Origin of the sequence: Reichenbachiella ulvae (assembly GCF_025833875.1) — a bacterium.
In the GTDB taxonomy this organism is placed as follows: domain Bacteria; phylum Bacteroidota; class Bacteroidia; order Cytophagales; family Cyclobacteriaceae; genus Reichenbachiella; species Reichenbachiella ulvae.
Genome location: NZ_JAOYOD010000001.1, coordinates 4,842,466 through 4,866,013 on the forward strand (window position 1 = coordinate 4,842,466; position 23,548 = coordinate 4,866,013).

The following is a 23,548-nucleotide window of genomic DNA, read 5'->3' on the forward strand; positions in this document are numbered from 1 at the left end:
TATCAAACATGATTATTACTATTTATCTATTTAAAATATGTTGTAGGTAATTTTTCCGTAAAATGCTCTTCCTGGTTTCTGCAGGGCCCAGTTGTCAAAGACCTGCTCATTCAGAATGTTTTTGGCATCACAGCTGAGTGTGATTTTTTCTCCAGGGAAGGTGTAAGAAATGCCCAGATCGTGTACGAGCTGACTTGGGATCTGGTCCTTGCCCGCTCCTCCGATGCTAGGCCAGTTTTTGTAAAACTCATGGACATAGCCCAAATTGTAAAAGGCAGAAAAGCGAGCGTCCTTTTGGATGAGGTCTACCTGACTGAATCGTAAATTGGAATTGGCCGTGAGGTAGGGTTCGTTTCTGAGGCGATCTCCATAGTAGAGGTAAGGAGAACCATTGGCATCATATTTTGTGTTGAAACGCGGATTGGCCAGTGAAAAGCTGGATTTCCAGGTGATCAAGTCTTTGAATCCGTACATCAGCTCTGTATCAAATCCAGTGCTGAGCACGGAGCTGACATTGATGTAGCTGAAAGTTTCGTCCTGCTGATCCGGGACGCCTGGCATGATCCTATCCTGGATCCTACGGTAGAAAACATTGGTGTTGAGGCTGATGGAATGCACTGCGAATCTGTAAGGACCGAGGTTCAGGCCGGCATTGAAGTTGATGCTGCGCTCTGGTTTCAGGGCAGAGGAGGATGATTCTACATTCTCTGAAACGTCTCCGAATAGCTCGCGGCTGTTAGGCATACGGATGGTGTTCTCTCCTGATAATAGAAGGATGGATTGGGGTAGGACTTCATAGGAAAAGGCCATCCCGTAACCAGAGTTTTGACTTTGTGCATCGTAGGAATTGATGACCAGTTCGTTGTTTCTATTGAGGGTGGGTTGGTTCATGCCTACCTTTTGCGCATAGAACTTGTAGAACACAGATGCCTTTAATTTTTCGTCCATGGCAGATTGTTCCAGTGCCAGGCCTACGAGATTTTTCCATAAGCTTCTGGTGTCCTGTAGACTTTGGATCAACTCGGGATCTAGCTCGTCTTTCGAGTCTCTTTCGAAGTGCGTGGTGAGCCAGTTGGCTGAAAGTCGGGTGTTGGCGGCTAACTGATAGGCGAAGTTTAGTCGTCCCGTATATTTTTTTTCATAGTCGATGTTGAGAGTAGAATCTCCTCCTTCTGCGCCACTCAGCCAGGTGTAGTATTCTCCCGTGTTGGGGTTGATGGTGCGCTGACCTAGCCAGTTGTAGATATATCCCACGGTGTCTACCAGGTTTCTTTTTAGATGAGAATAGGAGGCAAATGCATTGATGTCCAGGCCAGGAAGCAGTTCCTTCTTCACGTAGGTTGCGTGCAACATCTGCGTGCTTTGTCCTACCCATCGGTTGCCATAGACGATCTCCATGGTGGTAGCATGCTGGATGTCTTTTCGCATGTCTGATGCCAGAAAGCCAATGAAGGCCTGATCTGCCCATTTTTTGTCCGTGAAGCCAAAATCCATTTTTAGGCCTTTGGACTCGTAGCTGTCGTGGAATCTTTTGGCGGTGACATATTGGTCTTTGCCTCTCTCGTCTACTACATAGACATTTTTGCCCCAGACTTTGTAGCTGTTGTCCGAGTAGTTGTAGAATGCAGAGGCTCTGGTGGTCAGGCCGGATTTTTTTGCTCTGAATACACCATTGACGCTGGCCTGGTGGGTGTTGAAGGAGCCGTAGGAGTAGGAAACGTTCAGGCTGTTGTCTGTACTGTTTTTGGTAACCACGTTGATGGCGCCACCCATGGCATCTCCGCCTAGTTCGGCAGGAACCACGCCTTTGTACACTTCTATGCGTTTGATCATAGAGGTAGGGATGCTGTTGAGGGAAAAGGAGGAGCCATAGTTGTCGATAGGGATGCCATCGATGAATATTTTGACTGAGCTGCCAGATAGGCCATTGATGTTGTAGCGAACACGAGATCCCATACCACCGGACTGGCGGATACGTACGCCTGCGCTCTGATCCAATACATCGTTGACCTGTATGGATTGAACCTCCAGGTCTTTTGCCTCGATGGCATTGACGGCAAAGCCCTTTTCTTTGATTAGGCGAGCTTCAGATTTGCCATAGACGATCACCTCATTCATTTCCTGGGTGCTCACCTCCATATTGACTTTGATTTCTAGCTGCTGTCCTTTTTGCAGTTGGCGGACCAGACTTTTGGTTTGGTATCCTACACCACTGAGCTGCAATGTGTGATGTCCAGCTTTAAGGTTTTGGATCTGAAAGTATCCATTCAGATCCGTGATGGCTCCCCTGTCACTTTCTTTGAGTCGGACGGTGAAGCCGGGTAGTGGCTCCTGATTTTCATCCAGAACGATACCCTTGATTTGGGCCGTGGGATTTTGTCCCTGGGCGGTAATACTGAGTAGCAGTAGAGATAATATCAGACAGGTGTTTCGCACTATTTTTATTTAGATTGATTATAAATAGAATGCGAAAATAGAGTGGGATCCCTTGCGAGTCAATCGCTAGGACTAGTGAAAAAGGCTTCATCAATGGAATTTATTGACGAAAATCAGAGGAATACTGGTGTAGAGGCCTGAGGTAGCGTTACTTGTCTTTGTTTTTTCGTTTCTTCTTTTTCTTGTCCTTTTTTTCTCCTGTATTAGATAAGGTAGAGCCCAGGTGGCCAAAAGGTAAGTCAATCATAAAGTAGAGGTCTTGCTGTTCTTCGTAATCATTGATCGTTTTTAGCACATCGTAACTGTGTCCCTCGCTGTGATGGAGGGATTGGCCCTGGCTCCCCAGTCCGAAATAGTGGAGGATGGCATATTCGTCGGAGGTAGATGCGACGATGAAGGCCGTTTCAAATCCCTGACCGTCTCCAGTAGCTATCAGGCTTTCTATCAGGCCGAAATAGAGGGTGTAATAGTTTCTGAATCCTTTTATATCTCCTGTCATGTAGTTTGCCACGGCTACTTTATACAGATCGTCCAGGTTGAGGGGGCAGGTACTGATCACATCAGGGGCCATGTTGGCGACTTCAGCCAGGTTCTCAGATTGCCAGAATTCCCTGAGCTGGACATTGCCACGAGCAGAGTAGGGGGAGTAGCTTTCGTTTTTGCTCTGGGCGATGTAGTGCTCGAAGTATTGGTCGAGACCCAGCACCTGCTTTTGTTCGATCAGTTGACTCCAGTCTGCCATGGCAAGGTCCTCGCGGCTAAGTAGCTCACTGAGCTGGGAGCTGCGATAGTTGGTGAACTTGTAGCGATAGCTAGAGTCCATTTGGATGCTTTCAGGTTTTGTTTGGCTCAAGATCTCTGCCTCTATGGCTAGCAGTATCGCATCGATGTTAACTGAGTCGATGGCTATGGCTGCTTCGGCTTTTTGCAGGGCTTCCTCAAATCGGCCCAATTTGATGGCACTCAGCCCATGGAACAAGTAGAAGTTGATGTCCAGCGAATCGATTTTTTGGGCTGTTCGGGATAGCTCTATGGTCCTTTCAAAGTTGGCCATGCCGTAGTATTCCTGTGACAGAAAGTAGGTGGTCATGAGGTTGCTGCTGTCCATGGCGTAGGCCTTTTCGAAGTAGTAGAGGACCGAGTCGGTCTTGTCCTGATATTTCAGCACATTGCCTAGTCGGACCAGGCCGTCAGTCTCGGTGCTGTCCTTTCGGATGTAGATCCGGAAATAATATTCTGCACTGTCCAGCTGCTCCATGGACTCGTAGGTATTGCCGAGGTTGTAATAGACATTGGCGAGCTCAGGATCCAGTGCTATGGCTGTCATGTAGTCAGACTTAGACATCTCGATCTGGTTTACATCCGCGTAGCAATTGCCTCTCAAATAAAAAGCGTAAGCGTTGCTGGAGTCCATAGCGATGTATTTGCTGAACAGGTTCAGCGCTTGGCGGGTTTGATCCTGTTCGTAATAGCTTTTGGCTTGTTGGAGGATTTCTTCGGCTGATTGCTGTGCCAATAGGGTCGCCGAAATGGACGTGAAAATGGTGAGGAGAAGGATTCTAAGATTCATAGACTGGAGATTGATTTAGTTTTCGTTTCTAACTCGCGTCGAGTGCATCATTTTGAGTTTCCAGCCCTGCTCGGTCAGGGTGGCTACTGCGCTTTCGAGCCAGTGGGCTTGCCCTACGAGCGTATCTGCTCGGGTAAAGTCCGCATAGTTGTCGTAGGCCATCAGGATGTGGCCGTCGATCTTTTCTATGGAGATAAATTCCATGCGATTGGTCCTGAGGGCGCGGTTGGTGCGTGAGTTTGCCTCGCGCAGGTAGTTTTTGATTTCTGCATTGCCCCAGACTTTTCCCTGCTCCAGCAAGTAAAAATCATCGGTATGATAGTGGGCCAGTTTGGTCGAATCCAGATCCGACCATATGTCGTCAAAGATATTTTGGATCAGTGCTTTGGCTGCTTCCTCTTCCTGAGTAGTCAGGCTTTGAGGGGATTGAGGCTTATCTGGCTGCTGACAGGCTGTGAACGAAATCAAGAAAAATAGGGGCAATAGGGAAAGTTGTTTCATGTGTGTTTTGCAGTTATGGACCCTAAAATAGAAAGAATTTTATGCTTTGTACCATTTGGGCGGAGAATAGCAGGTGTCAGATGGCTCATGAAACTTTGTCAAAGTTGTGAGAACAATTGTAGCAGATACGAGTGGCATTTTCAGTTCTGGTAAGGCGAAAGAGGACACTTGAATCAGGTGACCTATTGATCCTGACACAGTTCACTGAATAGACCCATTTCCCCTCATTGCAGTTGGAACTTTTGGCGTTGCATTTCCATTTTTCAGCGTTACAGTTGGGACTTTGGGCGTTACATTTCCATTTTTTACCGTTACAGTTGGACTTTTGACCGTTACAGTTGGAGGTGCGGGCGTTACAGTTGGAACTTTCACCGTTACAGTTGAAGGTTTGGGCGTTACAGTTGGAACTTTGGCCTTTACAATTGGGGCCAGGAGTGTTGCTGTTGGAGGTTTTGCCATTACAGTTGGAGGTAGGGGTTTTTCGTCCTGAAATCAGTTGACTGTATTTGGACAAATCCTGATTGAAGTGGACAGCTTGGAATTGGGAGGAAGGTCGTCGAGGTTCAAAACCTCGACGACCTTGGACTTTGACTCATAGTGTCTTTTTGATTTTAAGCTGAATGGGTACAATAGCTGGGATGTATGCTTTAGATAGATTAGTTTGGCTTAAGCAAGTAGTTCGGCAGTCTGCTTCGCGCGGCAAGTATTTGAGAAAGAGAAAATATTTTTTTGAACGTTTATGAACACTTACAAATGGGTGTAAAGTGCATTGTTTATATTAGGTTGTTGGCGATCATTTTGGAACGGAGAAATTAATCTTGTCGTTTATCTAATAAACTGTTTTCTTTGAGAGTTAGAAATTCCATGAATTGGCAGAAAAAGCTTACATAACACCAAAAGTCCTGAAATGGGCAAGAGAATCGGCAAAGATGAGCCTTGAAGAAGCAGCTTCAAAGGTTAACAAGTCTGCTGAGCAACTTTCTGCGTGGGAAGAAGGCGAAGAGTTTCCAACGATTAGGCAGGCGGAAAAACTAGCTAAATCCTATAAGAGGCCGTTTGCTCTTTTCTTTTTACCAGAAATTCCAAACGATTTTCAACCTCTTCAAGATTTCCGCAAATCTGATTCCAAAAATCTTACTACTGGTTCAATTTTTATCATTAGAGAAATACAACAAAAGCAAAATTGGCTTAGTGAAGTGATGGAAGAAAGCGGAGAATCTAAACTGTCTTTCATTGGTAAATTTTCCCTAAACAACAGCCCAACAGAAGTCGCAGAGGATATTATAAAAACCTTGGGTATATCAAGGAATATGAATGGGCAAGAGTCTTCGGTGAAGTATTGGGTGGACCAAATTGAAGCCAATGGGATTTTTGTATCAAGAACTAGTTTTATTCATTCAAGATTGCTTCTGGACAAAGATGAATTGCAAGGATTTGCAATTGCAGACCCATATGCGCCTTTTGTTTTTGTTAACTCGCAAGACTGGGATGCGCCACAACTCTTTACTCTGATTCACGAACTTGCCCACTTATGGATTGCTGAAACAGGGATCTCAAATGATGTTGAAATGGATTCGAATAACAGCAATCCAATAGAGAGGTTTTGCAACGAAGTAGCAGCAAGTGTGCTAATGCCTGAGGAACTCATCAAGTCATTTGACTACAGAGTTTACGATAATTCTAAATCCGTATTTCGAACTGCCAAGACTTTGGGCGTTAGTAGTTTCGCATTAATTGTAAGGGCATTGAATCTATCTATCATTTCATTTGATCATTATCAAACTTTGAAAGCTCAAGTCCAAAATGATTTCAATGAGTTTTTGGTTCGTGAGGAAGAGAAAAAGCAAAAAGCAAAACAAAGAGAAGGTGGACCTAACCCATATTTATTGAGAGTTAACAAAAATAGCAGGCTGTTTACTCAATTGGTTTTAGATGCTTTTAGAGGCGGTAATATTGAGCCGACTCAAGCTAGCACTCTACTGAATACATCAATAAACAACTTCTCTAAATTAGAACTACAGATTTATAAATGACTGAAGCATCTAACACTTATTGCTTGGATGCGAACGTCCTTATTCAAGCATGGCAAAAATATTACTCTCCTCAACTATGCCCTGAATATTGGGATAATCTGAATGAACTGGGCAAAGCGGAAAGAATATTTATTCCTAATGCCGTGCGAGATGAGATTATTCGAACAGAAGATGATCTATCAGACTGGCTTAAACGAAGTAGCATTCCGATAAAGCAAATTACTGAGTCTGTAACTATTGCGCTACAAAACATTTACACCTCTGATCCCAAACATAAATTTCTAGTTGACAATACAAAAGCTAGATCATTGGCAGACCCTTGGATAATTGCACACTCCCTTGTCGAAGGAGCAACTGTTGTTACTAAGGAAGAGAAAGTCACTCAACTTAACTCGAAACGTATCAAAATCCCTAATGTCTGTGACAATATGAATGTTAGGTGGATAAATGATTTTGAGTTTTTGAAGGAGGTTGGGATTAGGTTCAGTAGTAGAATAGAAAAATAACGAATCGCCAACAAACACTTCCATGAATAACCCTCTGCAGCATAAATTTAGTTAAACTTCTTCATAATGTTTCTTTTGGCCGTTTTGGAATCGAATCTTTGATCCAATAGGTGGATGAAAGTAAGTCAAGGATGGCCATAATTCTCCTGTGTGGGCTCTGATGTAGCTCCCACTCCTTTACTTACTTTTAGCTGCCTATTAACTTTGACCGAGATTCAAAAACAACCCATGCTTCCATTAGTGGTACCGTTAAAGTCCACAGTTTCCCGTCAGATGTTTAAAAATGGCACCCCGCCCCATACTAAGATAGTGTTCGGGACACAGCGAGTGTTAAGAGGTCAGGGTGCTCAACTGTCGTTAGGGGCTGATTTTAAGTCTTTGGTCTTTTTACTATTTTACTAATCCTATCTCATATTCTTCTCCTGTTTTGAGTACATGATATATCCTTGAGACCAGTTTCCTGGCTATAATTACTATTGATCTTTTCTTGGTATGCGACTTGGTTAGTTCCTCGTATCTCATCAACATAGCGGGATCTTTCTGCACACAACTCCAGGCACATTCGATCAATGCACTACGCAGGGCTTTGTGCCGGCGGTTAGTCATGTAGCCTTTCACGTCTCTTTCTCCACTGGAATGACTGGTTGGTTTGAGACCAATAAAGCTATTGAAGTGTTTGAAGCTGGGAAAACGATCTATGCTCTCCAGTTCTATGAGTAGTTGTACAGTGGTCAATGGGCCGATCCCAGGGATGCCTCTGAGTAATTTTGCCTGTTGCTTGTACTTAGCTAATCGTTGGATTTTCCTGACCTGTATCGCCACTTTAAGCAAATGACGATATGTAAAATGATAATGCTCCAGCAAGAAGTTGACAGTCAGTTTTGTGTTTTTGGATTCAAACTGAACTTGCGAGATCCAAACCAAGAAGGCTTTGCTCCAATAGGCATTATCAAACTCTGTAGGTATGGGGATCCCCGCAAATAATAATTTGTCTTTGATGCGGTTTTTGATCCTGACCAACTCTGCCCACAATTTCTTGCGGTAACGAAACAGTTGCCTATGACCTTCTACTTCGATACTGGGAACATGAATGCCCCGAAGTAATCCAGCTCTAAGAGCTTTGGCTATCTTTCGACTATCAATTGGGTCGGTTTTTTCGGTGGTTTCCTTGTGAGTGGTGGGGATGTCTGCTGCATTGACTACCAAACAGCGATAGCCATAACTCTCCAAATCTCTACAGATCCAAAACCCAATCTTGCAGGCCTCATAGGCACAGATCACCTTGGCAGTAGGGAAATGCTTGTCGAGGTAGGATTTGAGTGCGATTGGTTCAGGTGGCTGGGTGAAAGTTCGATGGTGAATATGGCCAGCAAAGATGCTAACCGACCAGCTGCGCTTGTGTACGTCCAAGCCAATGAATAAATTGTAAGTGCTTAAATCTTCCATGATATAAATCCTTTGGTTTATACTTCATACGCCATTGGGTTATATCATGGGAACTAAGGCATGTGCTTGAGTGCTTTCTGCAAACTTTGGAAGCACCGGCAGATTCATTAGTTTTATCCGAACTTGTTAAGCTCGGGACGCACTCCTGTTAGTTTAGGTTGTGGTGCATCAAAGACTAAAATGACTAGAGATAATTCGATTCAAGTAAGAGAAATGACACCATAGGATGTTGGATTATTTGTAGACTATTGGCTATGTTCTTCTCCTGACTTTCTAGAAAGTATGGGAGTTGACATAAATATAAGACCAACAAAGGACCAGCTAGAAAAACTAGTCAATGATCAGTTTGACATTGACATGAAATATCGAAAAACTTACTTTCTGACATGGTTAATTAATGGACAAGCAGTTGGATGTTCAAATGTTAATCAAATAGAATTTGGCAATAAGGCATTTATGCATTTGCATCTGTGGAATTCACAAAACAGACAAATAGGAATAGGAACTGATTTTGTGAAAAAATCACTTCCTTATTATTTCAACAATCTCAATTTACAGACGCTATTTTGCGAACCATATGCTCTTAATCCAGCACCTAATAAAACTGTGGAAAAAGTAGGGTTTGAGTTTGTTATGAGTCATGTCACCGTCCCAGGAGCTTCAAACTTTGAACAAGAAGTGAATCGATGGCAATTGACTCGATCTAATTATGAAAAGCGATACCACAACATCAACTAAACGTCATTGGCTATTGCTTCTCCTCCTTTTTGGCCCGAACTTCTATCCTCTATAATTACCAAGGACGCTTTGGTCGCCCTTCGGTTGACTCTCATGTCTGTTTGGTAAGAGCATTGTGCATCATGCCCTTTGTGGCATAACCAACTGAACTGCCCATGAAACTACCTCATAATGTTATATTAAGAACTGGAATCGTAGTAACGGTGAATTTGATAATATTCGTCGTATTAATTTACGCTTCTGTTTTTTTTTGAATTTTTAGTATTAGGATGGGGTGCAAGCGAACAGGCGCCTGGATTCCATGCTGACCTAACTTCAATAGGACAAATCCTGACTTTGGCCGTTGTGGCCTTCAAGAAGAAATCGTTGGGACTATCAATTTCTACAGCAGTTATTTTAATATCCTACCTAACTCTGAAATTTCTGATTGGTATAATTTGAGAAAGACGATGCACAACAAGGAGTAGAGTGCATGTGCGTTCCGAACCGCTATCGGGATGAGTATTTAGCCAACCTCGGCGGAACACAGATGTCACAGATTCGCTAGTAGGGTAGTAGATTCTCACTAATTTGGCTCTTATATCAAAAGACGCGCTGAGCTTTGCTGCAGAATTTAAACTAATTTTAGGAGAGCAGTATTTGTGAGTAAATAACAAAGGGAAATATGGAGAAGTCAGTATTCATAATTAGCAAAATGGACTGCCCCTCTGAGGAAAGTTTGATCCGAATGAAGCTGGACGGGGTGGAAGGTATTCGTAATTTGGATTTTGATATTGCCAAAAGGAGACTGACGGTTTTTCATGATGGGGTGGTTGTTCCTATTGAAGCATTGATTCTGGACCTGAACCTGGGAGGCCAAAGGGTAAGTACTGAGCAGATCGAGGCTATGGACTTTGATGAAAAAAGCCATCAAAAAAAGTTGCTGTGGAGCGTGCTAGTAATCAATTTTGCTTTCTTTTTGATTGAGATGACCACTGGCTTCTTTTCTCAATTCATGGGACTAGTGGCAGATAGCCTCGACATGATGGCGGATGCGTTTGTATATGGTATTAGTTTGTTGGCTGTCGGAAGTACGCTCAATCGAAAAAAAAGAATTGCTCGTCTGGCGGGTTATTTTCAGGTTATTCTTGCTCTCATTGGGTTCGCAGAGGTAATTCGGCGATTTGTTGGGGCTGAGCAGATGCCGGATTTTACTACGATGATTGTAGTTTCTTTTTTGGCTTTGATAGCCAATGGTGTTTGTCTATATCTACTCCAAAAATCCAAGAGCAAAGAGGAAGCACACATGAAGGCTAGCATGATTTTTACCTCTAATGATGTGATTATCAATTTAGGGGTTATCCTGGCGGGAATGCTGGTGTTTTGGTTAAATTCTCATCTACCCGATTTGATCATAGGTACTATTGTCTTCCTACTGGTGATTCAGGGAGCCATTCGAATTTTAAAATTAGGGAGGTAACTGATTGCGGTCAAGGTGTTTGCAACTCTTTCAATAATGCATCTATGCTGTTTTGGCGGTGAATGCTTTGGTAATTGCCTTCTCCCTTATCCGCCATTTCTTTGAGTTGATCGATATTTTTAATTCTGGACCCAAATGCGAACACACTCAGTTTGATTCCATTTTTCGCTTCTGATCTAATTTGCTTCAGACCCTCTCTACTGATGTCGAAATCTCCATCTGTGGCGATGATGATCCGATTGTTTCCACTTGGAATCATGCCCTCATTGGCGATTTGATAAGCTAGCTGCAGGCCTTTTTGCGCATGGGTTTTACCAGAGGACTCGAGTGTATTCAGTTTGTTTAGTTCAGCTTTGTCAGTAAAGGACACGTCACGCAGGATGACACGCGCATCGTCCGAATAAATGACAACCGATAGGCGATCGGAAGGCCTCATGATGCTGGATAGTTCGGTTAGTGCCTCCTTCATCACAGGGAGTTTGCTAGGGTGATTCATGCTGCCAGATACGTCGAGTACAAGAGTGGTATGGTTAATGGCATAGCCTTCCATCGAGACGGATTGTAGTTTGGGATGGACCACCTTTTTTTCAGGTCGAGTCATGGTATAAATGCCAGGTTCTTTCACCGTTTGGAGCAGAAAGGCAGGTTCCATGTTATTTATGGTACTGATGCGTGCAAAGGCATTGTAATCATCTACTGCTTGATTGAAATGGTTGACAATGTATTCATACTTACTAGGATCATTTAGCGGCAGGTTTTTTCCCGTTTTGAATTCAGAGATCATTCTATCGAGGTGAAACAAAACCTTGTCGTACCTGGAAGGGGCAGAGTTGCCATTATTTGATCCCAGATCCATGATCTGGCCGATGTTGTCACTTCTGCTTTCTTCCAATTGACGCAATTGAGAGGAAAATGCAGTTGTGTCAAATGCCAGGCCATCAGTCAATTGTCCATTTCTGATTAGTGCCAGATAGCTGCGGGCGGTGTCTAATGCTGATTTTAATGCTGTAGCACTTCTGCTCCAATCATTGTTTCTGTCGGGAGTGCGTTTATCTATTGTCTCATAGGCCAAAGATTCTATTTGCAATGACAATTGCCTATAGCCTGCGTTGGATTGCTCCAGTGATAGGAGGTGAGCATATATTTGATTTTCTAATGAATCATTTAGCTCTGGTTGTTCCTGAGTAAGATCAGCGAGTGCTGAGCCCGTCTGGTTTTGGGCTTTTTGTAGTGACCATAGTGAATCCAGAAGCTGCTCCAGCGTTGACCCTTCGAGGTATTGAGCTAGCTGTTTTTTCTCCTTCTCAAAGTCTGCGGTAGGCAATAGGACTGGAGTGAAGTAAAAGCGAGGAACTCTGGTTATTTCCGCATCAGAGGTGACTTTTTGATTCAACCTTTCATTGTAGCGATGGTAGTTTCTTCCATTTTTGTAGGTCTTCAACGCAAGTAGGTTGATCAAATCGACCTCTTGATTGAGGGATTTGACTAATTCCTGATCCTTAGTGCTCCACTCAGCAGATTGGGCTTGAACCAAGCAAGAGTAGCATACTAGCAGGAGGGTGGATAGAAAAGATTTGAGCATTTATCTATCCACTTCCCCCATCACAAAATCAATCGAACCGATAATGGCAATCATATCCGCGACCATGTGTCCTCGTGTGATTTCGGCCAATACGGAAAGATTAGAAAAACTACACGCCCGCGCCTTGCATCGAACAGGAATATCAGACCTGCCGTCAGTTCGGAAGAAGAAACCCAGTTCCCCCTTCGAGTTTTCGGCACGCGCATAAAAGTCTTGTGCTTTGGGACGAATCTTTTTGGGAACCATCGCTCTCGGATCAAAATCTCGGGTGCGTTTGTGTTCTTTGGTGAGTTTTTCGAGGCATTGCTCGATGATCTTTACCGATTCTTTTACCTCTTGCACTCTGACGAATGTTCTGTCCCAGCAGTCTCCTGTTTGACCCATTTCGCCTTTTCCTACAGGGATATCAAAATCCAATTCGGGATAGACTGAATAGCCATCGACTCTGCGGAGGTCATATTTTAATCCTGACCCACGGAGCACAGGTCCTGTCACGCCATAGTTGATGGCGAGGTTGCGAGGAAGTACGCCGATGTTAGCGGTACGCTCCACAAATATTTTGTTGTTGATCAGCACATCATCTAGCTCTACCAGCTTCGGCTTGAGGTAGTTGATGAACTCGAGGCATTTTTCTTCGAACCCGACAGGCAAGTCATAAAACAATCCGCCTACCCAAATGTAGTTGTAGAGCATGCGTGCTCCACTGATCCACTCCAGCAATCGCTGGATATGTTCGCGATCCCTCATCACCCAGAGGAAAGGAGTGAAAGCCCCGATGTCCAGCCCATAGGTGCCGATTGCCACAAAGTGAGAAGCGATACGGTTGAGTTCTGCCACGAGTACTCGGATGTATTCGACTCTTTTGGGGATGTCGTTTTCTATCCCGAGCATTTTTTCTATCCCCATCACAAAGGCGTGCTCGGAATTCATGGCTGCTACATAGTCCAGTCGATCAACGAATGGAATCGCCTGATTGAAAGGAACAGATTGTGCATGCTTTTCGAAGCAGCGATGCAGGTAGCCGAGATGTGGAACCAGATCCACTACGATCTCACCATCTGTAACCACTTCTAGTCTCAATACCCCGTGGGTAGAAGGGTGCTGCGGTCCGATATTGATGACCATTTCTTCCCGCTTCAGGTTTTCTTCTTTGTAGAAGGCGGGGGCCGAGGCGTTTAGATTGCCGGGCTTGTATTTGTATTCTATTGTACTCATGATGGATCGCCCTCCTCTCTGATGGTTTTCATGCCGCGATAGGTTTCGGGCTCTACATAGTCCTGACGGAGGGGGTGACCTTCCCAGTCTGCCGCCATCAATATTCTTCTCAAATCCGGATGTCCTTTGAAATTGACTCCCAACAGATCATAAGCTTCTCGTTCGTGCCAGTCTGCTGTGCGCCATACGGATTCTACAGAGTCTATTTCACTACTTTCTCTATCGATCACCGTTTTGAGCATGAGTGAATGCTCGTGAGGGATGGAATAAAGATTGTAAATGACCTCCATCGTGTTGGCCTCAGGCCCATTGTCGATGGCCGTTAGACATGAGAGCATATCGAAAAAGCTATTCTCATGATCGCGGAGGAAAAGGCAGATCGCCTGAATTTTAGTTGCATCTACTACCAATGCTTTAGGTGTAGCATTTTCGTCTATGGAAAGCACCACGTCTTCCCCAAATTCCTCTGTCAGTAGTTGTTTGAAGTCAGTGATTTCCATTAGTCTAGATTTTCTACAATTTCTCTTAAGCCTTCTGGTTCTACCAGCGTCTCGCTTTCAATTTTTTCTCTTAATTTCAAAATCCCCCCGATTAGCGCTTCGGGTCTGGGAGGACAGCCTGGGACGTAAACATCTACTGGGATGATTTTATCCACTCCTTTCACCACATGGTAGCCATGTTCCCAATAGGGGCCGCCACAGTTCGCACATGAGCCCATGGAGATGACATAGCGTGGCTCGGCCATTTGTTCGTACAGGCGGCGTACACGGTCGGCCATCTTGTAGGTAACTGTACCTGCCACGATCATCACGTCCGATAGTCTGGGGCTGGCACGAGGTACTACTCCAAATCGGTCCAGGTCATAGCCAGAAGCCATGGTCCCCATCATCTCGATCGCACAACAGGCCAAACCAAAGCCCATGGGCCAAAGACTGGACATACGTGCCCAGTTGGTCAGGTCTTCGAGGCTGCTGATGACTACCCCGCCGTTGTTGAACTTTTGATCGAGTAAACCTTTCATATGATTAGAAGATAGTTATTAGATTCAAGATACTAGACTAATGTATTTATTGATTTGAACTGTATTTTGTGTTGAGTTGGTCGTAGAGATTATCGGGTACTTTGGATTGAAAATCTCTGGTATTGACATCAGGTTTTTCCCATTCCAGAAATCCTTTGCTCCACACATATACCAGCCCAAAAGCCAGTACGATGATGAAAAGAGACATCTCTACAAAAGCCAGGATACCCCATTTTCCTTCAGTCAAGGTGTTTAGACCTTCATCGCTAAATACGATGGCCCATGGGAAAAGGAATAACAATTCTGTTTCGAAGAGTACGAAAATCAGGGCGACTACATAAAATCGGATGTTGAATTTGCCCCAGGCACTACCTGTAGGGTCTTCTCCACATTCGTAGGTGGTGAGTTTTTCTTCATTAGGTCGGCTAGGTCGTAGCAATCGGCCCGTGACCAATGCGCCCATGATGGCAAAGAAGCCGCCTACGGCAAATAGAAGGATAATCTGGTAGTTGCTTGGTTCCATATGTCCATTGCTTGAACGGGTAGCACTCTATCGAGTTCTTCCCGATGTTTTGTTTTGCCCGAAAAAGACAAAAAGCTGTCTTAAAAAACTACGTCATATCGAGTTTGCCTGGCTTTAGGCAGGCAGAGCGAGATATCCGGTTCGGCATTGTAGCCCACATGAGACTTCTCCCTAAGGGTCGAAGTGACGATGAGTAAATTTAAGACAGCTTATTTAATATTTATAATGAAGCCAAAGCCTCATTCAACGTTGCACTTGGTCTCATTGCTTTAGCAGCCAATTCGAAATCTGGCTGGTAGTAGCCATGAATATCCTGTGGCTGTCCTTGCGCTGCGATCAATTCTTCATTGATTTTAGCTTCGTTTTCTGTCATCACTTTCGCCAATGGCTCAAACTTCGCTTTCAAATCAGCATCCTTGTCTTGAGCAGCCAATTCCTGTGCCCAATACAATGCCAGGTAGAAGTGTGATCCACGGTTGTCGATGCTGCCTAGTTTACGAGCAGGTGACTTGTCCTCGTCGAGGAATTTGCCAGTCGCTGCGTCTAGGGCTTCAGCCAATACTTTCGCTTTTGGATTGTCAAACACCTTAGACAAGTGCTCCAAAGAAACAGCCAATGCAAGGAATTCACCCAAAGAATCCCATCTCAAATAGCCTTCTTCGTTGAACTGCTGTACGTGCTTAGGAGCAGATCCACCTGCACCCGTTTCGAATAGTCCACCGCCATTCATCAATGGTACGATAGAAAGCATTTTTGCTGAAGTACCTAATTCTAAAATTGGGAACAAATCAGTCAAGTAGTCTCTCAATACGTTACCTGTCACAGAGATGGTGTCCAGACCTTCTTTGATTCTCTTCAATGAGAAAAGAGTGGCCTCTAGTGGAGCCATGATGTGGATGTCCAAACCAGTGGTATCGTGATCTTTCAGGTAAGTATTTACTTTTTGGATCAGTTGTGCATCGTGTGCTCTGTTTTCGTCCAACCAGAATACTGCAGGTACTCCAGTATCTTTTGCTCTTGATACGGCTAGTTTTACCCAGTCCTGAATAGGTGCGTCTTTTACCTGGCACATTCTGAAGATGTCGCCCTCTTTTACTTCCTGCTCTAGCAATACAGCTCCTGAAGCATCAGTTACTTTCACTGTACCGTCTGCTTTCATTTGGAAGGTTTTGTCATGAGAACCATATTCCTCAGCCTTCTGGGCCATCAAGCCTACATTAGGCACTGATCCCATCGTAGCTGGATCGAAAGCACCATTTTCTTTACAGAAATCGATAGTTGCTTGATATACACTCGCATAAGATCTGTCTGGAATCACCGCTTTGGTGTCTTGCTGCTTTCCTTCTTTGTTCCACATCTGACCAGAGGTTCTGATCATAGCAGGCATAGATGCATCGATGATCACATCTGATGGTACATGCAGGTTGGTAATGCCTTTGTCAGAGTTGACCATCGCCATGTCTGGGCTGTCCGCATATACTGCTTCGATGGCAGCTTTCACTTCTTCCTCTTTCGGGTGACCGGCAATTTTCGCATATACATCACCCAAACCGTTGGTAGCGGTAACGCCTAACTCAGCGAATAGATCTGCATATTTCTCAAAAACATCCTTGTAGAATACTTCTACTACTGCTCCGAAGATGATAGGGTCAGAAACCTTCATCATGGTAGCTTTCATATGAAGAGAGAAAAGCACACCCTGGGCTTTCGCATCATCGATTTCTTTAGCGACGAATGTTTTCAGTTCAGAGATGCTCATTACAGCCGCATCGATGATTTCTCCTGCTTGCAATGGAGTAGAAGCTTTCAATACTTCACTTGATCCATCCGCTCCTACAAATTCGATTTTTGCATCAGTAGCGGCCGCTATAGTCGTAGATTTTTCGCTTCCGTAGAAGTCACCACCTGACATGCTCGCCACGTGTGATTTAGAACCTGCCGTCCATGCACCCATTCTGTGCGGATATTTTTTCGCAAAGTTTTTCACTGCTTTAGGGGCACGTCTGTCAGAGTTTCCTTCTCTCAAGACAGGGTTTACCGCACTTCCTAATACTTTGGCATACTTCGCTTTAATTTCTTTTTCCTCGTCAGTTTTTGGATCCGACGGGTAGTTTGGCAGTTTGTATCCCTGACCTTGAAGTTCTTTGATGGCCGCCTGCAACTGTGGGATAGAAGCCGAAATGTTAGGCAATTTGATGATGTTAGCTTCTGGAGTTTTAGCCAACTCACCAAGCTCAGCTAGCGCATCACCGATCTTTTGCTCCTCTGTCAGATATTCGGGGAAATTGGCGATGATACGGCCTGCCAACGATATGTCTCTGGTTTCTACCTCGACACCTGCTGCAGAAGTGAATGCTTCTACGATTGGCAAAAATGAATAAGTGGCTAAAGCTGGCGCTTCGTCCGTCTTAGTGTAAATGATCTTTGATTTTGTCATGTTTTTAAAACTGCTTGATTCGCGTTTGTGGTCCGCTTATTTACTGAATAATAGTCTAAGTATGAAGAGACATAGGTGGAATTAACCTTTTTGCCATTCCCATCTGTCAAATATCCTCTTCAATAGAGATGGCGAATTTAGCAAATCTTCGCTTAAAGGCTTATTGATTAGATGGATAATGAATAACTGTCGTTTATTTATGAATGAATGGCAATGAGAATGTGTATTGGTTGCAAATCCTCTAAGTAGCTGACTGTTGGTGTTGTGACCTGTTCGTGTCTGATAATCGTCAGCTTCTCGCTATTATTTATTCAAGTAATTGTTAAATCTTTCTGGGCTTAATATATTGTCTGGCGATTCATTTTTCGGTACGATTTGAATGTAAAGAGGGTGGGTTGTCGGAAAGGAAAGAACATTAACCAACATGCTGCGATCTCTATTCAAGTTTTCTTCGACGAGTTCAGGACATAATAAATATTTCTCAAGACGATCTCTTGTAGTAGCAATCGTGTTGTCATTTATTCTTCTTGGGCTTTTTGAGGCCATGATGTACTATCGCAAGGATCAAATCACCAAAGAGGAAGAAATCCATAACCTCTCGCATGTAAACGAACTGGTGCCGAGGTTGGAAAGGGAGTTGAGTAAGCTAATCTATTTGTCATCGGGTGTAGATGCCTATCTGCAGGTTTATCATGACTCTGCAAGTTTTGAGGCCATAGTGGCCGTTCTGGAACAAGTAAAATTCAATACTCCATTTATCAGAAGCCTAGGCCTGTCTAGGGGTACAGTTCTTAAATATGTAGCTCCTCTTGAAGGAAATGAACGTGCAATTGGCATAGATTATAAAAACTATCCAGATCAGTGGCCCGATATTAAACGGATAATCGAATCACGAAAGCAGCTTCTCTCGGGTCCTATTAATTTGGTGCAGGGTGGAGAAGCATTTATTTATAGAAGTCCAGTAATTATCGATGGTGAATATTGGGGCTTACTATCGATTGTGATGGATATCGAGAAGTTCTTTCAGGAAACCCTAGCAGAACTAAAAGACAAAGGGTATCATGTTTCGATCAGAAAGCTGGAAGGAGGAGCCATGATCCCACTGTATGGTAACCAAAATCTTTTTCAACAAAATCCCTTTATCAAATTAGAGCATGAACTCCTAAGTCAAAATTGGCAAATAGTAGTATTACACGATGAGATTGAGGATGGACACAATTTGTTCTTTGCATTGCTTTGGTTAGGCAGAGGAGCTTGGCTACTAATCCTAGTGATAACGATATTTGCCCTGCAGGCGAGCTTTTCTAACAAGATGCAAAACGAAAAATACGAACTGCTGGCTAAGAATATAACAGATGTTATATGGATTTATAACCTCACTCAAAACCGCTTTGAATATGTGAGTCCTTCAAAGGAATCATATTCTGGATTGAATCCAGATCAACTTAGGAATATTAATATTGGAGAAACCTTAACGGAAGAATCAAGGGCAATCGCCCAAAATGCGATCAATGAATCTGTAGCCATATTGGAAAGAGATGGGTATGTCAAAAGCGTCAGATTGGAATTGCAGCAATACAAAGCAGACGGAGAGTTGATATGGATCGAAGTAGATAATAAGCTTACTAAAAATGAAAAGGGGGAGATAGAGATACTAGGAGTGTCCAGGGACATCAATGAGAAGAAGTTGACTGAACTGGAACTGATCAAAAACCGGGAGCAGCTGATGCAGCTCAATGTCACGAAGGATAGTTTCTTTTCTATTATCGGACATGACCTTAAAAGCCCTTTGAGCTCGATGACGGGAACTTTAGAATTTTTATTGAGCAATTATCAATCAATCGGAGACGAGGAACGTCAAAAATTCTTGTCCATGTGCAAAGACACCAGTGACCATGCATTCAAGTTGCTTGAGAATCTACTGACCTGGGCAAGGGCACAGTCTAGAGATCTTGCATATAACCCAGAGCCTATTTCTGTGAAAGGGGTGGCTGAAGATGTAGCTAAACTGTTACATGTCTCGGCAAGCAATAAGTCTATTACATTGAAGATAAACTTAAGCCCGACTACTATTGTAATGGCTGATTTGTTTATGCTGTCTACGATCCTCCGAAATTTGATCTCCAATGCTTTGAAGTTTACCAACGAAGGCGGTGAGATCAAAGTGGAGGCAATCGATCAAACAGATTTTATCGAGATATCTGTAAAGGACAATGGAGTGGGTATAGACGAGGAAGTTATCCCTAATCTTTTTAGGATTGATAAGAAAACAACCACCAAGGGGACGCATAATGAAAAGGGAACCGGACTTGGATTGGTGCTTTGTCAGGAGTTTGTACAAAGGCACGGTGGAAGTGTCAGAGTGGAGAGTAAGAAAGGAGAGGGCAGTACTTTTTACTTCACAGTTCCAAAGGCTTAAATGTCCTGTAATTGAATCTTATCGAAATAATTGATCAATATGCAACTTGTTGGTATTTAAGTAGTAAACAGTAATATGTTGCTGCAAGTATCAAATTATTCAAAGGAAGTTGATCAACTCATCAATGACACTGTTGGGAAGCCATTTGGTTTTATGGACAGGATTAAAATGAGGGGCATTGGTTCTCAAAAACTGGTCATTGAAGAGGCAAATGAGGAGATAGAATTGTTGATAGGTGACAGAAGTTTCCAACGTCATGTCAACATAGAGCTAAGACCCAAAGGAATCATTATTTGGTTTAGAGTAAAACTGGATAGTTGGGTATTGGCTTTACCCTATTATCGTTTGACGATCTACAAAAGTCCCGGGCATCTGAGTCTGTTTGCAGAACAATGGCGACTCAAAATGATTCCTGCCTATTATGCGGAAATGAATCAAAACTTTATTCATAAGCTACTTGAACTCAAATCTGAGTCTGCATTGTCCTATGCTGCTCATGATCCCAGAGATTAAAGTTTAAATTGTTTCACTTTTTCCTGGAGTTCGTTTACGATCTCTAGTACCTTTTTGCTTCTGTCCGAATAGTTGATCATACCTGAAGAAAGCTCAGTGGCTGAACTGGCAATCTGTTCAGTCCCTGAAGCCGTTTGCTCAGCGATCACCACTACACTTCTCATCAGGTTCACCACCTCCTGTAAGGATTGGGTTTGTTTACCAGTTACTTCAACGATTTTTTCTGATTTGCCGAGTGTCTCGTTGTATTGTTTGGAGATCAGATCAAAAATTTCAAGCGTACTATTGGTGGCTTCTTCATTCACTTTGACGAAACCATCCATTTCACCTACCATTTTGGCCGTGGACTGGGTGTCGTCCTGGATGCCAGTGATTAGATTTTCAATTTTATCCACCGACTGCTTAGAGTCTTCTGCAAGTTTCCGGATTTCCTCTGCTACTACCGCAAATCCACGCCCTGCATCACCAGCCTGTGCTGCTTCAATGGCCGCATTCAAGGCCAGTAGATTGGTTTGAGAAGCAATTTGTTTGATAATTCCTATGACGCTTGAAATCTCCTTAGAGCGCGTAGTTAGGGCATCGATAGATAGAGAGCTTTTTTGTGAGGCCAGTAGGATGTCCTTCATGCTCTCATTCAGTTTGTTTACTATTCTAATCCCATCTTGCGTCTTTTCTACTCCTTCTTTAGCCGTTTCATTGATGGACTGGGCTTGTTCGCTCATGTCGCCAGAGGAAGCCAGCATGTCTTCGATCAAATTGGAAGACTCATCTACTTTGGCCAACTGTGAGCTGGCACCATGACTCATTTCGCCAATGGAGCTTGAAATCTCCGTTGTGCTGGAGGTCATCTCCTGTGTCGTATGGAGCATTTCGTCAGAAGCCTCCCCAATGAACGTTGTTTTGTCGACGATGTCCTTCAACAAAAGCGCCAGGTTATGCATGGCTGTGTTGAGATTGTCCGTGATAACTAAAATATCTCCTTGCGCATTACCATCGTATCGAGCTGTTAGGTCACTATCTGCTACTTTTTGAATCACAAAGTTGATATCATTGAAAGGAGTAAGTACTGACTCGAATAGCTCATTGACCGAAACTGCCAGAGCTTTCCATTGTCCTTCTTTGTTGTCAGTAGATATTCTGGCTTTGAAATTTCCGGATTCTACTGCCTCTCTCATTACAAAATTAGTGTCTTCAATCGCCGATTGTAAATGTCCTTTCTGAGTCAGTAATTCATTGTTTTGTGTTTTGACCTCAGCTACAGCTTCCTCCACTTTTTCTTCCAGAATTCTTCGGCTTTCTTGTCGCTCTCTTGATTTCATTCTCTGGTAATACCATACACCAGTCACCACTACTATGAGAATAAAAAATCTAAACCACCAGGTGTGGTACCAATAGGGTGAAACAGTAACTGCTAAGGCTCTATACTCTTCGTTGAATACGCCATCAGCATTTGCACATTTTACTTTGAAGATATAATCGCCAGCATCCAGATTGGTATAGCTTGCGAAGTTTCTATTGCCTACGTAGTTCCACTCATCCTCAAAATTCTCCATCTGGTAGGCGTACATGTTTTTATCAGAATTGGTGAAATTGAGTGCTGCAAATTCGAAACCAAATACAGATTGATCAGCGCTGAGCGCGAGTTCGTCAGCCTCGCTGATTTGTTTTTTCAGCGGCGAGTTTTTATCGGTGGGCTTGACAGCTATGTTGTTGATCAAAAGGTGAGTCAAAACCACTTCAGGAGACTCATTGCTGTTTTTGATCAAGGAGGGGTCAAAAACATTGAAACCATTATTGCCTCCAACATAAATGTTGCCTTTTGAATCCTTAAAATAGGATCCTACACTATAGGTGCTTCCTTGCAATCCATCACTCTCACCATAGACTATGACGCTTTCTTCTTTGGGGTCGAATTTTAATAGTCCATTGCTTGTACTCAGCCAAATGTAGCCTTGAGAGCCTACTACTACACCGAATACAATGCCGCTGCTGAGTCCATCTTCTTCCGTGTAATTCATGAATTTTTCTGTCTTAGGGTCGAAGCGTAGCAGCCCACCACCATAGGTGCCAAGCCACAAAACCCCATTATTGTCCTCTGCAATAGATAGTACCAGCGCTGTTCCTCTTTCATTGTCTTCTGATTCATATTTGAATCGACTGAAGTCATCAGTGCCAGGATTGTAAAGGCTAAGTCCTCCATAGGTTCCTATCCAAAGACGATTTTTTTTGTCCTTGTATATGCAGCGCACAGTGTTGTCGCTCAGACTTTTAGGGTAAGAAGGATCACTGAGATAATTTTTGAATTCACCAGAATTTTTATTGAGCACACTTATTCCACTGCCATTGGTTCCGATCCAGATTTCTCCAGGGACTCGTTCGCCGATAGCCCAGACGGAATTGTTGCCAAGTCCATTGGTGGTGTTGAATACCTCAAACTCCTCATTTCGATATAAGTTCAGACCATTGGCATAGGTGCCTGCCCATAGATCATCATCGCTATCTTCGAATAGGTCTAATACGACTGGTCCACTCAAGCCTCCTCTTTCTGGATAAAATCGTTCGAATTTACCCTCAGAATCCATGAGGTTTAACCCACCTCCATCTGTACCGACCCAGATTTTCCCATCCTCATTTTCAGTGAAGGATAGGACCACGTTGTGAGAAAGGGTAGTTTCATCACAAGAAGAATTTCGGTAATGTGCAAAGAGATTGTTCTTCTTGTTGAAGTAGTTAACTCCACCCAAATAAGTACCGAGCCATATGTCCCCCTGACGATCTCTAAACATGCAGCGAATCACATTAGAGCTTAGACTTCTTTGATTTTGATCATCCTTTTGGTAGTTGGTGAGTTTACCTTCCTGGTTCAATAGAAAGAGACCCATGCCATCGGTTCCTATCCATATATTATTATCAGCGTCCTGGGTCAGTGACCATATTTTGTCACTTGCCAGGAGACCGTTGCTGGTATTGTAGGATTCGATGACTGCCAAACTGCCGTCCAGATGAAAGAGTCCATCACCTTCAGTCCCTACCCAGAGGGTACCATCATTCATCTCGATGAAATCTCTTACTATTTTGCCCTCCAACCCCTTCAAGATTTCGTTGGCAGTAGGGTTTACTTTGATCAATCCATTACCCAAGGTAGAAAC

Annotated in this window: 17 protein-coding genes and 1 pseudogene; 6 read left to right on the forward strand and 12 right to left on the reverse strand. The window is 43.5% G+C overall.

What is annotated here, in order from left to right:
• Nucleotides 1-30: 30 nt before the first annotated feature.
• The 4 genes from N7U62_RS19835 to N7U62_RS19850 form a co-directional block, all read right to left on the reverse strand.
• The gene (locus tag N7U62_RS19835) at nt 31-2,436 is read right to left on the reverse strand and encodes a TonB-dependent receptor (RefSeq protein ID WP_264139837.1); all 2,406 of its coding nucleotides are present in this window, start codon (nt 2,434-2,436) and stop codon (nt 31-33) included.
• Between the two features lie 148 nt (nt 2,437-2,584).
• A complete protein-coding gene (locus N7U62_RS19840; protein WP_264139838.1) occupies nt 2,585-4,006 on the reverse strand; it encodes a DUF4919 domain-containing protein in 1,422 nt (473 codons plus the stop codon).
• 15 nt (nt 4,007-4,021) lie between these two features.
• Nucleotides 4,022-4,507, reverse strand: coding sequence for a DUF4440 domain-containing protein (locus tag N7U62_RS19845; RefSeq protein WP_264139840.1), 486 nt, complete (start codon nt 4,505-4,507; stop codon nt 4,022-4,024).
• 201 nt (nt 4,508-4,708) lie between these two features.
• Nucleotides 4,709-4,966 carry a hypothetical protein gene (locus N7U62_RS19850; RefSeq protein WP_264139841.1) on the reverse strand — a complete coding sequence of 86 codons (258 nt, stop codon included), beginning with the start codon at nt 4,964-4,966 and terminating at the stop codon, nt 4,709-4,711.
• 410 nt (nt 4,967-5,376) lie between these two features.
• Between N7U62_RS19850 and N7U62_RS19855 the strand changes: the two genes are divergently transcribed.
• On the forward strand, nt 5,377-6,540 hold the full coding sequence (locus tag N7U62_RS19855; protein ID WP_264139842.1) for an ImmA/IrrE family metallo-endopeptidase: 1,164 nt from the start codon (nt 5,377-5,379) through the stop codon (nt 6,538-6,540).
• On the forward strand, nt 6,537-7,046 hold the full coding sequence (locus N7U62_RS19860; RefSeq protein WP_264139843.1) for a DUF4411 family protein: 510 nt from the start codon (nt 6,537-6,539) through the stop codon (nt 7,044-7,046). Before N7U62_RS19855 ends, N7U62_RS19860 begins: the two co-directional genes overlap by 4 nt.
• Nucleotides 7,047-7,436: 390 nt before the next feature.
• On the opposite strand, the gene N7U62_RS19865 is transcribed toward N7U62_RS19860, so the two are convergent.
• Nucleotides 7,437-8,492 (reverse strand): IS110 family RNA-guided transposase, encoded by a 1,056-nt coding sequence (locus N7U62_RS19865; RefSeq protein ID WP_264136247.1) that lies wholly within the window; start codon nt 8,490-8,492, stop codon nt 7,437-7,439.
• 264 nt (nt 8,493-8,756) lie between these two features.
• Here N7U62_RS19865 and N7U62_RS19870 point away from each other — a divergent pair.
• Together N7U62_RS19870 and N7U62_RS19875 are read left to right on the forward strand one after the other, a co-directional pair.
• Nucleotides 8,757-9,230, forward strand: a pseudogene (locus N7U62_RS19870) (GNAT family N-acetyltransferase); the annotation flags it as partial.
• 664 nt (nt 9,231-9,894) lie between these two features.
• On the forward strand, nt 9,895-10,689 hold the full coding sequence (locus tag N7U62_RS19875) for a cation efflux transmembrane domain-containing protein (RefSeq protein WP_264139844.1): 795 nt from the start codon (nt 9,895-9,897) through the stop codon (nt 10,687-10,689).
• Nucleotides 10,690-10,699: 10 nt separating this feature from the next.
• Here the strand turns inward: N7U62_RS19875 and N7U62_RS19880 are convergent, their stop codons facing one another.
• The 6 genes from N7U62_RS19880 to N7U62_RS19905 form a co-directional block, all read right to left on the reverse strand.
• Entirely contained in the window at nt 10,700-12,271 is a 1,572-nt protein-coding gene (locus N7U62_RS19880) for a vWA domain-containing protein (protein ID WP_264139845.1), read from the reverse strand.
• A complete protein-coding gene (locus N7U62_RS19885; RefSeq protein WP_264139846.1) occupies nt 12,272-13,486 on the reverse strand; it encodes an NADH-quinone oxidoreductase subunit D in 1,215 nt (404 codons plus the stop codon).
• On the reverse strand, nt 13,483-13,986 hold the full coding sequence (locus N7U62_RS19890) for an NADH-quinone oxidoreductase subunit C (protein ID WP_264139847.1): 504 nt from the start codon (nt 13,984-13,986) through the stop codon (nt 13,483-13,485). The genes N7U62_RS19885 and N7U62_RS19890 overlap by 4 nt, the downstream gene beginning before the upstream one ends.
• A complete protein-coding gene (gene nuoB, locus N7U62_RS19895; protein ID WP_264139848.1) occupies nt 13,986-14,507 on the reverse strand; it encodes an NADH-quinone oxidoreductase subunit NuoB in 522 nt (173 codons plus the stop codon). The genes N7U62_RS19890 and nuoB overlap by 1 nt, the downstream gene beginning before the upstream one ends.
• 46 nt (nt 14,508-14,553) lie before the next feature.
• On the reverse strand, nt 14,554-15,030 hold the full coding sequence (locus N7U62_RS19900; protein WP_264139849.1) for an NADH-quinone oxidoreductase subunit A: 477 nt from the start codon (nt 15,028-15,030) through the stop codon (nt 14,554-14,556).
• A gap of 220 nt (nt 15,031-15,250) precedes the next feature.
• Nucleotides 15,251-17,467: an NADP-dependent isocitrate dehydrogenase gene (locus N7U62_RS19905; protein ID WP_264139850.1), complete on the reverse strand. Its 2,217-nt coding sequence runs from the start codon at nt 17,465-17,467 to the stop codon at nt 15,251-15,253.
• Between the two features lie 424 nt (nt 17,468-17,891).
• Between N7U62_RS19905 and N7U62_RS19910 the strand changes: the two genes are divergently transcribed.
• Together N7U62_RS19910 and N7U62_RS19915 are read left to right on the forward strand one after the other, a co-directional pair.
• The gene (locus tag N7U62_RS19910; RefSeq protein WP_264139851.1) at nt 17,892-19,886 is read left to right on the forward strand and encodes a sensor histidine kinase; all 1,995 of its coding nucleotides are present in this window, start codon (nt 17,892-17,894) and stop codon (nt 19,884-19,886) included.
• Between the two features lie 75 nt (nt 19,887-19,961).
• Nucleotides 19,962-20,399 (forward strand): hypothetical protein, encoded by a 438-nt coding sequence (locus N7U62_RS19915; RefSeq protein WP_264139852.1) that lies wholly within the window; start codon nt 19,962-19,964, stop codon nt 20,397-20,399.
• On the opposite strand, the gene N7U62_RS19920 is transcribed toward N7U62_RS19915, so the two are convergent.
• Nucleotides 20,396-23,527, reverse strand: coding sequence for a two-component regulator propeller domain-containing protein (locus N7U62_RS19920; protein ID WP_264139853.1), 3,132 nt, complete (start codon nt 23,525-23,527; stop codon nt 20,396-20,398). The genes N7U62_RS19915 and N7U62_RS19920 overlap by 4 nt on opposite strands.
• Nucleotides 23,528-23,548 lie beyond the last annotated feature (21 nt).

Coding starts and splice junctions, on each gene's coding strand:
- N7U62_RS19840 (WP_264139838.1), bottom strand. CDS start 4,006: ATGAATCTTAGAATCCTTCTCCTCACCATTTTCACGTCCATTTCGGCG.
- N7U62_RS19905 (WP_264139850.1), bottom strand. CDS start 17,467: ATGACAAAATCAAAGATCATTTACACTAAGACGGACGAAGCGCCAGCT.
- N7U62_RS19865 (WP_264136247.1), bottom strand. CDS start 8,492: ATGGAAGATTTAAGCACTTACAATTTATTCATTGGCTTGGACGTACAC.
- N7U62_RS19850 (WP_264139841.1), bottom strand. CDS start 4,966: ATGGCAAAACCTCCAACAGCAACACTCCTGGCCCCAATTGTAAAGGCC.
- N7U62_RS19875 (WP_264139844.1), top strand. CDS start 9,895: ATGGAGAAGTCAGTATTCATAATTAGCAAAATGGACTGCCCCTCTGAG.
- N7U62_RS19900 (WP_264139849.1), bottom strand. CDS start 15,030: ATGGAACCAAGCAACTACCAGATTATCCTTCTATTTGCCGTAGGCGGC.
- N7U62_RS19890 (WP_264139847.1), bottom strand. CDS start 13,986: ATGGAAATCACTGACTTCAAACAACTACTGACAGAGGAATTTGGGGAA.
- N7U62_RS19845 (WP_264139840.1), bottom strand. CDS start 4,507: ATGAAACAACTTTCCCTATTGCCCCTATTTTTCTTGATTTCGTTCACA.
- N7U62_RS19915 (WP_264139852.1), top strand. CDS start 19,962: ATGTTGCTGCAAGTATCAAATTATTCAAAGGAAGTTGATCAACTCATC.
- N7U62_RS19860 (WP_264139843.1), top strand. CDS start 6,537: ATGACTGAAGCATCTAACACTTATTGCTTGGATGCGAACGTCCTTATT.
- N7U62_RS19880 (WP_264139845.1), bottom strand. CDS start 12,271: ATGCTCAAATCTTTTCTATCCACCCTCCTGCTAGTATGCTACTCTTGC.
- N7U62_RS19885 (WP_264139846.1), bottom strand. CDS start 13,486: ATGAGTACAATAGAATACAAATACAAGCCCGGCAATCTAAACGCCTCG.
- N7U62_RS19910 (WP_264139851.1), top strand. CDS start 17,892: ATGCTGCGATCTCTATTCAAGTTTTCTTCGACGAGTTCAGGACATAAT.
- nuoB (WP_264139848.1), bottom strand. CDS start 14,507: ATGAAAGGTTTACTCGATCAAAAGTTCAACAACGGCGGGGTAGTCATC.